We start from the raw sequence: 699 nt of genomic DNA, 5'->3' as shown, positions 1-699 counted from the left end.
CGCCTCAATTCGCGCAGTCAATTCTTCAACCTGCCAATCCAAAAGCCGAACATGATCGAACAGCCGGATGCATATATTGCGCGCCGAAACGGGCAGTTCACTTTCGGGGCAGCTGACAACGTAGTCTTCCAGTTTCTTCAAATTCGCCGGACCTTTGGCGGCAACAATGCCGAATTCGGCGAGATGTCCACGCAACGCATTCATCATCTGTGTCCGCTGTTCCAAAAACAGGTTGCGTGTCTTCAGCAGCGTGCTCTGGCCCTGTTGCTCGGCACTCTTGACTGCAACAAAACGCATCGTTGGCCGAGATGCAGCCTCGGCAATTGCTTCTGCGTCAGTCGCATCATTCTTCTGGCGCTTCACGAACGGCTTCACATATTGCGGAGGAATGAGCCGCACGGTGTGCCCAAGACGCTCTATTTCGCGGCCCCAGTGATGAGCGCTGGCACATGCCTCAATTGCCACCAGGCATGCTGGCAATGATGCAAGAAAATCCAGAACGCCAGACCGGCGCACTTTCCGGCGCAGGACAACCGCTCCATTTTCGTCTACGCCGTGGAACTGGAAAACGTTCTTCGCAATATCGATCCCAATCGTGGTGACATTCATTGTGGACGTCTCCTCTTTAGCGCGTTTTAACGCCGCTACCTTGGCACACTGTGATGCCGTGAGGGGCGTCCACTCCATCGATTTTGGCCA

General features: G+C 54.6%; 1 protein-coding gene. It reads right to left on the bottom strand.

Annotated elements, in window-relative coordinates; all coding sequences use genetic code 11:
* Window positions 1-609, bottom strand: a 609-nt coding sequence (locus E1297_RS01025) for an IS110 family transposase (protein WP_196223102.1), incomplete at its 3' end; no start/stop codon positions are given.
* Window positions 610-699: the final 90 nt, after the last annotated feature.

The organism is Roseibium sp. RKSG952 (assembly GCF_009711355.1).
The sequence above is the reverse complement of the archived record's forward strand: the minus strand, read 5'-3'. Positions and strand labels throughout refer to the sequence as shown.